Source organism: Pseudotabrizicola alkalilacus (assembly GCF_003443995.1).
Lineage (GTDB): Bacteria > Pseudomonadota > Alphaproteobacteria > Rhodobacterales > Rhodobacteraceae > Pseudotabrizicola > Pseudotabrizicola alkalilacus.
The window spans coordinates 240,407-246,853 of record NZ_QWEY01000007.1; the positions used below are offsets into that span (position 1 = coordinate 240,407).

The following is a 6,447-nucleotide window of genomic DNA, read 5'->3' on the forward strand; positions in this document are numbered from 1 at the left end:
TTACAGCGGCATCAGCGCCCAGTAGTCCAGATCCAGCAGCACCTCCGGCAAATACTTGCCATCCGCACCGCGCAGATCAAACGCCGCCCCCCGCGTCGCCACCAGCCGCAACCGAACCGCCCCCACCCCGGGGGCCGTGGTTTCAGCACGGTCCAGCACCTCGGACCAGGCCCGCACTGTATCCCCGGCAAAGCACGGGTTGGCATGTGCGCCCGCGTTCAGCGCCACGATCATCTGCGCATTGGCCAGCCCGTTAAACGACAGCGCCCGCGCCAGACTGATGATATGCCCGCCGTAAATCAGCCGTTTGCCATCCGCGCGCACGGTCGCGTCAAAATGCACCTTGGCGGTGTTCTGCCACAGGCGCGTGGCCAGCATATGCTCGGCCTCTTCCACCGTCACGCCGTCCACATGGTCGATCTGCTCGCCCACGGTATAGTCGCCCCAGCGATGCCGCTCCCCCGCCAGCGCGAAATCATAGCGCGTGAAATCCAGCCGGCGCGGCATCACCAGCGCCTCGGGCACCACCACGCTTGCCAGTTGCGGCACCACCGCAGCGGGCGCGGGCGCATCCAGTCGCCCCTTTCTCACCATCACCCAGCGCACATATTCCAGCACCGGCTCATCATCCTGATTGAACCCGCGCGTGCGCACGTAGACCACGCCCGAAGTGCCGCTGGAGTTTTCCTTCAGCCCGATCACCGTGCTTTCGGCGCGCAACGTATTGCCGGGATAGACCGGCTGCAGCCACCGCCCCTCGGCATAGCCCAGATTGGCAATCGCGTTCAGGCTGATGTCCGGCACGGTCTTGCCAAACACCGTATGAAACGCCGCCAGATCGTCAATAGGCGAGCCGGGCAGACCACAGCTTTGCGCAAACTGATCCGAGGAATAGATCGCATGCCGCGCCGGGTACAGCGCGTGGTACAGCGCCCGCTCGCCGCCCGACAGCGTACGCGGCACGGCATGAGGGATCACCTCACCCAGCCGGTAATCCTCGAAAAAACGTCCCGGATTGGTCTTCATCGCACCGCCTCCCAGTTCCGGCCATAGGGCATGTTTGCACGCACCCTCGTTAATGATCGCCCAGCTTTGTATCCGGCGAATAAGTGCCCGCCGCATCCTTCACCACCGCCTGCCCGCAGCGCATCACGCCGCGCGCGGCGTCAAAGGCATAGGTCGGCCCGCCCTGCAGCACCCAGCCCTTGTTCAGCGCCGCCGTCACCTTGTGGCAAAAGGCCGAGGTGTCATCATCCGACAGAAACCGATACAATTTCATTGCCTTACCCCCAGGGCTGCACACCCAGCCAGTTGTGAATCAGCATCACCACCAGCGTCACCACCACCGTGGCCCCGATCGCCACGAACTCCTTGGCCACCGGGCGCGGCGCAGGGCGTACCCATTCCGGCTGCGCACGGTTGAGCACGATGACCTCAACCACGGCCCAGGCCAGCAAACCGCCAAACAGCACAAAGCTTGGCAAGTCGCCGTTCACCAGCAAATGCGCCACTGCCCACAGCTTGAACCCGGTCAGCTGCGGGTGCCGCACCTTGCGCGCCAGCCAGGTTTTGGACCCCGACACCGCATAGAAATAAACCGCCAGCACCATCAGCAGGTTGTTGATCCCGACCAACGCCGGGGTGCGCCCCCACCAGACCGGCCCATCGGCCTGACCATAGCCCCAGTACATCAGCCCGATGCTGACCACCAAGGCGAGTGCGACAGCACCTTTGCCCGCCTCGCCCATCCGGGCCCGCGCATCAGGAGCCACACGTTTAAAGAAATGCGCGGCCCACCAGAGCGCCACGCCAAGGATAAGAAGTGTCATGGGGTCACCTTTGGTTGCCTGCCGGCACCATGGGCCTAAACCGAAAGAGCCGCAATCGCCTCTGCCCGCGCCAGGGTCGCCTTTGCGGTCACGATATGCAGATTTTCCACGATCTTGCCATCGACCACCGCCACCGCCTGCCCGTCCGCCAGCGCCGCGTCAAACGCAGCGATCTGGCGGCGGGCCAGATCAAGCTCGGCCTCATCAGGGGCAAAACCCGCGTTGGCAATCTCCAGCTGCAATGGATGGATCAGCGTCTTGCCGTCAAAGCCCATGTCGCGGCCCTGCGCGCATTCGGCGCGCAGGCCCTCGTCATCCTTGAACGCATTATAGACGCCATCGACAATCACCCGGTCATACGCCTTGGCCGCCAGCAGGCACAGCCCCAGCCCCGCCATCATCGGCAGACGGTCAGGCCGACCGCGCGCACCCAGCTCGCGTGCCAGATCATTGGTGCCCATCACCATGCCCTGCAACGCCGGATGCCCGGCAATCGCCCCGGCATTGAGCATGCCCAGTGCGGTTTCCATCATCGCCCACAGCGGCTTGCCCGGCACCAGCGCCGCCACCGCGTCCAGATCGGCCGTGGTGCTGACCTTGGGGATCAGCACCGCATCCACCCCCGGATGGTCGGCGAACGCTGCCGCATCCGCGCGCCCCCATTCGGTATCAAACCCGTTGATCCGCACGATCCGCGCCCGCGATCCGTAATCGGCCCGCAACGCCTGCGCCAACACCTCACGGGCGCGCGGCTTTTCATCGGGGGCAACCGCATCTTCCAGATCAAAGATGATCGCATCGGCGGCCAGACCCTGCGCCTTTTCCAGCGCCCGCTCTTTCGAGCCGGGGATATAGAGCACAGAGCGGTACGGGCGTGCGGGCTTTGTCATCGATTCGACCTCAAGCAATAATCTTGCGCCACAAACCCCGATTCCGTCACAAACCGCAAGCATAAATTTGCCGCATCGCAGCATCCCGTCCCCGCAAAGGGTGCGCCGGGTTAACTCATTCTACGCATTCCCGGCGCAGCCTTGGGTCATGCGAAACCCGAAACATCAGCAAAGGCACGCCATGAACCAGACGCTTCTCGCTTTCTCGCTCGGCGCTGCCGGGCTGATCCTCGCCGCCACCACCGTTCACTCCGCCCCGCAATGTGGCACCCGCGATCTGGTGCTGGGCCAGCTCACCGAAAAGTACGGCGAAACCCGCCGCAGCATGGGCCTCGCCGCCAACAACGGCGTGGTCGAGGTGTTCGCCTCCCCCGCCTCCGGCAGCTGGACCATCACCGTCACCCTGCCCGATGGCGTGATGTGCCTGGTCGCCTCTGGTCACAGCTATGAGGCGGTGACCGAAGAGCTGCCCGCACGTGGTCGCAAAATCTGATCCCCCACCCAGCCGCGAAATAATCCGCCGTGGGTGCGGAACCCTTTCTCAGGATGCCGCGTTGATCTGCCATACAACTGCACCTTATGGAGGGAATGAACCATGAGCAGCACAAGCGACAAGATCAAAGGCACTGCCAACGACGCCATGGGCAACGTGAAGCAAGCCGTCGGCAAAGCAACCGACAACAAGGAACTGCAAGCCGAAGGCTTTGTTCAGGAGCGCAAGGGCGAAGCCCAGAAAGCTCTGGGCGAAACCAAGGATGCAGTAAAGAAGACCATCGACGACGTCTGAGGTCGATGTTCAAAAGGCTTTCCTCAAGGCCGGAAAAGGGTGCCCCAGTGGCACCCTTTTCTTATGCGCTCACATCAGCGCGCCGGAAATCCCGTCCCAGATCAGCTTGACCGACAGCACCAAGAGCGCCCAGGTGACAAAGCGGAAAAACGCGGCCTCCGGCAGCAGCTTCACCAGCCGGACCCCCGCAAACACCGCCACCGCCGCCACCGGCATCAGCACCAGCGCCACCTTCAGATTGGCCGGGCTCAGCTGCCCCAGCTGCCAGTACGGCACCAGCTTCACCGCATTCAGGATCGCAAAGGCAATGGTCGAGGTGCCGGCAAACACCACCTTGGTCAGCCCCAAAGGCAGGGTATAGACCTGATACGGCGGCGCGCCCGCATGGCTGACGAAACTGGTGAACCCGGTCAGCGCGCCCCAGAACAGCCCCGGACCGACCCGCGCCGGGCGCGGCACCACCGCCACCTTGCGCCGCACCAAAAGGTTCAGCGCAAACACAAACCCGATCAGCCCCACCAGCGCCGTCACTGCCCAGCCCGGCACCAGCGCCGCCGTGGCCCAGCCCACAACCACCCCGGCCACCATCCCCGGCACCAGGATCGCCAGCACCCGACGGTCAAACGCATGGCGATAAGCATACAGCCCGAACAGGTCCGACAGCACATACACCGGCAGCAACAGCCCCGCCGCCGTCACCGGGTTGATCACCAGCGCCAGCACCGGCACCCCCAGCATGCCGACCGCAGGCAAACCGCCCTTGCTCATCCCCACCAGCGCCGCGGCCACCACCGCCGCCACCCAGAATGCCACACCTTCCACGCGCGCCCCTCCGCTTTGCCCCACCGCTAGCGCAAACACCGCGGCCCCGCCAGTCACCCGGCACACAATCGCATACAAACCGCCCCAAGCAGCGCTTGCCAGACTCGCCGCAAGGGGCTACCCCATGGCGCGACTCATTCCACCAGACGGGAGAATACCCATGGCACGACCCAAGATCGCCCTCATCGGCGCTGGCCAGATCGGCGGCACGCTCGCCCACCTCGCCGCGATCAAGGAACTCGGCGACATCACCGTGTTCGACATTGCCGAAGGCACGCCACAGGGCAAAGCCCTCGACATCGCGCAATCGGGCCCGTCCGAGGGCTTTGATGCCGTGATGAAAGGCACCAACTCCTACGCCGATATCGCCGGGGCAGATGTCTGCATCGTCACCGCCGGTGTGCCACGCAAGCCGGGCATGTCGCGCGACGATCTGCTGGGCATCAACCTCAAGGTCATGAAATCGGTCGGCGAAGGCATCAAACAGCACGCCCCCAACGCCTTCGTCATCTGCATCACCAACCCGCTCGACGCGATGGTCTGGGCTTTGCGCGAATTCTCCGGCCTGCCGCACAACAAGGTGGTCGGCATGGCAGGCGTGCTCGATTCCGCCCGCTTCCGCCACTTCCTGTCGGTCGAATTCAACGTCTCGATGCGCGATGTCACCGCCTTTGTGCTCGGCGGCCACGGCGACACCATGGTGCCGCTGACCCGCTACTCCACCGTCGGCGGCGTGCCGCTGCCGGATCTGGTGCAAATGGGCTGGACCACGCAAGACAAGCTTGACGCCATCGTGCAGCGCACCCGCGACGGCGGCGCTGAGATCGTCGGCCTGCTGAAAACCGGCTCCGCCTTCTACGCGCCCGCGACCTCCGCCATCGAGATGGCCGAAGCCTACCTGAAAGACCAGAAGCGCCTCCTGCCCTGCGCGGCTTATGTGGACGGCGCGCTCGGCCTGAACGGCATGTACGTCGGCGTCCCCACCGTGATCGGCGCTGGTGGTGTGGAGCGTGTGGTCAACATCACGCTGAACAAGGACGAACAGGCGATGTTCGACAAATCGGTCGACGCCGTGAAGGGTCTGGTCGAGGCCTGCAAGGCGATTGATCCCACGCTGGCGTGATCGGCTGACGGCTTGAGATAAAGCGCGCGCCCTGAAAGGGGCGCGCGTTTTGCTTTTGAAGGTATAGACAACTTAAGTTTGGCATTAAGTAGTTGTTCAATTCAACCATATTCGTCCATCATATCTTCTGCTGGGGGGCCCCCAGCAACAAGTTTCCAAATGCCTTCCTCTGAGCGACGATAAAGCTGCGCCTTACCCCATCCAACGCTTGGAGACGACTTATAGGCACAAACGACGCATAGATTTCCCCACTCAAAACCACCTTTGGATGCAGGCCCATCGACCATAAATGTTTCATCAGCCATGGGACGAGAGCATATATCACAATTTTCAATATCGCCATGCCATTGCTCATCCGGCCACGTCGATGTTTCAACTTTCGCAATCTGCTCAAAATGCTTGAGCGCTTCTACATATTTGGCTTTCATCTCAAACCTCCACGATCAGGCGCGCCAAGAAATAAGGGAGATGCAACGGCAAGTTTTCGTTTGGCATCAATGCTGTTTAGATGAACAAGACCCATCGTATCGAGCGTTCCTCCTCTCAACATGACATATGCCGTACTGGTTGTAATCCAACGCGGATCAATCTGACAAATCAACTTCCAATCACCAAATACTCGATAAATTACACTTTCTTCCTTTTTCCATGCACCTACTGCGTTCACAGCTTCATTAACTTTTTTGGTTCGAAAGTTGGTCGCCCCAAAGTACCAATATGAACCAACCAAAAGATCGTCGAGTGTGGCTTTGTCGGATAGCACATTCGCATACAAATCTTCATGATTCAACACGTGGACATAGGATGCCATCAGTCGCCCTGCCTCAAAACCTAGATCACGAATTGATTTAGCATTTGAGAAGTCCACTCTAGGGTCAGGACCCATTAATCGGCTTGAGGCCGCCCTGCCTGCGTGATTCAAGCTCCCGAACTGACGGGGGTGATGATGAGCAATCTTTTCTGGCTGACGGACGACCAGATGGAGCGGTTGAAGCC

General features: G+C 61.8%; 10 protein-coding genes. 3 read left to right on the forward strand and 7 right to left on the reverse strand.

What is annotated here, in order from left to right; translation table 11 throughout:
* From D1012_RS14070 to D1012_RS14085, 4 genes are read right to left on the reverse strand one after another with little or no spacing between them, the layout of a single operon-like run.
* Nucleotides 1–1,026: a MaoC family dehydratase gene (locus D1012_RS14070; protein WP_118153300.1), complete on the reverse strand. Its 1,026-nt coding sequence runs from the start codon at nt 1,024–1,026 to the stop codon at nt 1–3.
* A 49-nt stretch (nt 1,027–1,075) separates the two neighbouring features.
* Complete coding sequence (locus D1012_RS14075) at nt 1,076–1,279, reverse strand: DUF1737 domain-containing protein (RefSeq protein WP_118153304.1); 204 nt, start codon at nt 1,277–1,279, stop codon at nt 1,076–1,078.
* Between the two features lie 4 nt (nt 1,280–1,283).
* Nucleotides 1,284–1,829, reverse strand: a complete 546-nt coding sequence (locus D1012_RS14080; protein ID WP_118153308.1) for an NnrU family protein — start codon at nt 1,827–1,829, stop codon at nt 1,284–1,286.
* Nucleotides 1,830–1,864: 35 nt separating this feature from the next.
* Nucleotides 1,865–2,719: an HpcH/HpaI aldolase/citrate lyase family protein gene (locus D1012_RS14085; protein ID WP_118153408.1), complete on the reverse strand. Its 855-nt coding sequence runs from the start codon at nt 2,717–2,719 to the stop codon at nt 1,865–1,867.
* A 181-nt stretch (nt 2,720–2,900) separates the two neighbouring features.
* Between D1012_RS14085 and D1012_RS14090 the strand changes: the two genes are divergently transcribed.
* Complete coding sequence (locus D1012_RS14090; protein ID WP_118153311.1) at nt 2,901–3,212, forward strand: hypothetical protein; 312 nt, start codon at nt 2,901–2,903, stop codon at nt 3,210–3,212.
* Between the two features lie 102 nt (nt 3,213–3,314).
* Nucleotides 3,315–3,506 carry a CsbD family protein gene (locus D1012_RS14095; RefSeq protein WP_118153314.1) on the forward strand — a complete coding sequence of 64 codons (192 nt, stop codon included), beginning with the start codon at nt 3,315–3,317 and terminating at the stop codon, nt 3,504–3,506.
* Nucleotides 3,507–3,575: 69 nt separating this feature from the next.
* Here the strand turns inward: D1012_RS14095 and D1012_RS14100 are convergent, their stop codons facing one another.
* Nucleotides 3,576–4,328: a sulfite exporter TauE/SafE family protein gene (locus D1012_RS14100; RefSeq protein WP_118153411.1), complete on the reverse strand. Its 753-nt coding sequence runs from the start codon at nt 4,326–4,328 to the stop codon at nt 3,576–3,578.
* 160 nt (nt 4,329–4,488) lie between these two features.
* Between D1012_RS14100 and mdh the strand changes: the two genes are divergently transcribed.
* Entirely contained in the window at nt 4,489–5,451 is a 963-nt protein-coding gene (gene mdh / locus D1012_RS14105) for a malate dehydrogenase (protein ID WP_118153317.1), read from the forward strand.
* Nucleotides 5,452–5,552: 101 nt separating this feature from the next.
* On the opposite strand, the gene D1012_RS14110 is transcribed toward mdh, so the two are convergent.
* The gene (locus tag D1012_RS14110; protein ID WP_147335702.1) at nt 5,553–5,879 is read right to left on the reverse strand and encodes a hypothetical protein; all 327 of its coding nucleotides are present in this window, start codon (nt 5,877–5,879) and stop codon (nt 5,553–5,555) included.
* The coding region (locus D1012_RS22480; RefSeq protein WP_233517127.1) for a hypothetical protein at nt 5,876–6,447 on the reverse strand (572 nt) is incomplete at its 5' end. The genes D1012_RS22480 and D1012_RS14110, both read right to left, overlap by 4 nt.

What these genes read in the sequence shown, in the direction of transcription:
- D1012_RS14095 (WP_118153314.1), top strand. Translation starts at nt 3,315, where the DNA reads ATGAGCAGCACAAGCGACAAGATCAAAGGCACTGCCAACGACGCCATG.
- mdh (WP_118153317.1), top strand. Translation starts at nt 4,489, where the DNA reads ATGGCACGACCCAAGATCGCCCTCATCGGCGCTGGCCAGATCGGCGGC.
- D1012_RS14110 (WP_147335702.1), bottom strand. Translation starts at nt 5,879, where the DNA reads ATGAAAGCCAAATATGTAGAAGCGCTCAAGCATTTTGAGCAGATTGCG.
- D1012_RS14090 (WP_118153311.1), top strand. Translation starts at nt 2,901, where the DNA reads ATGAACCAGACGCTTCTCGCTTTCTCGCTCGGCGCTGCCGGGCTGATC.
- D1012_RS14075 (WP_118153304.1), bottom strand. Translation starts at nt 1,279, where the DNA reads ATGAAATTGTATCGGTTTCTGTCGGATGATGACACCTCGGCCTTTTGC.
- D1012_RS14080 (WP_118153308.1), bottom strand. Translation starts at nt 1,829, where the DNA reads ATGACACTTCTTATCCTTGGCGTGGCGCTCTGGTGGGCCGCGCATTTC.
- D1012_RS14085 (WP_118153408.1), bottom strand. Translation starts at nt 2,719, where the DNA reads ATGACAAAGCCCGCACGCCCGTACCGCTCTGTGCTCTATATCCCCGGC.
- D1012_RS14070 (WP_118153300.1), bottom strand. Translation starts at nt 1,026, where the DNA reads ATGAAGACCAATCCGGGACGTTTTTTCGAGGATTACCGGCTGGGTGAG.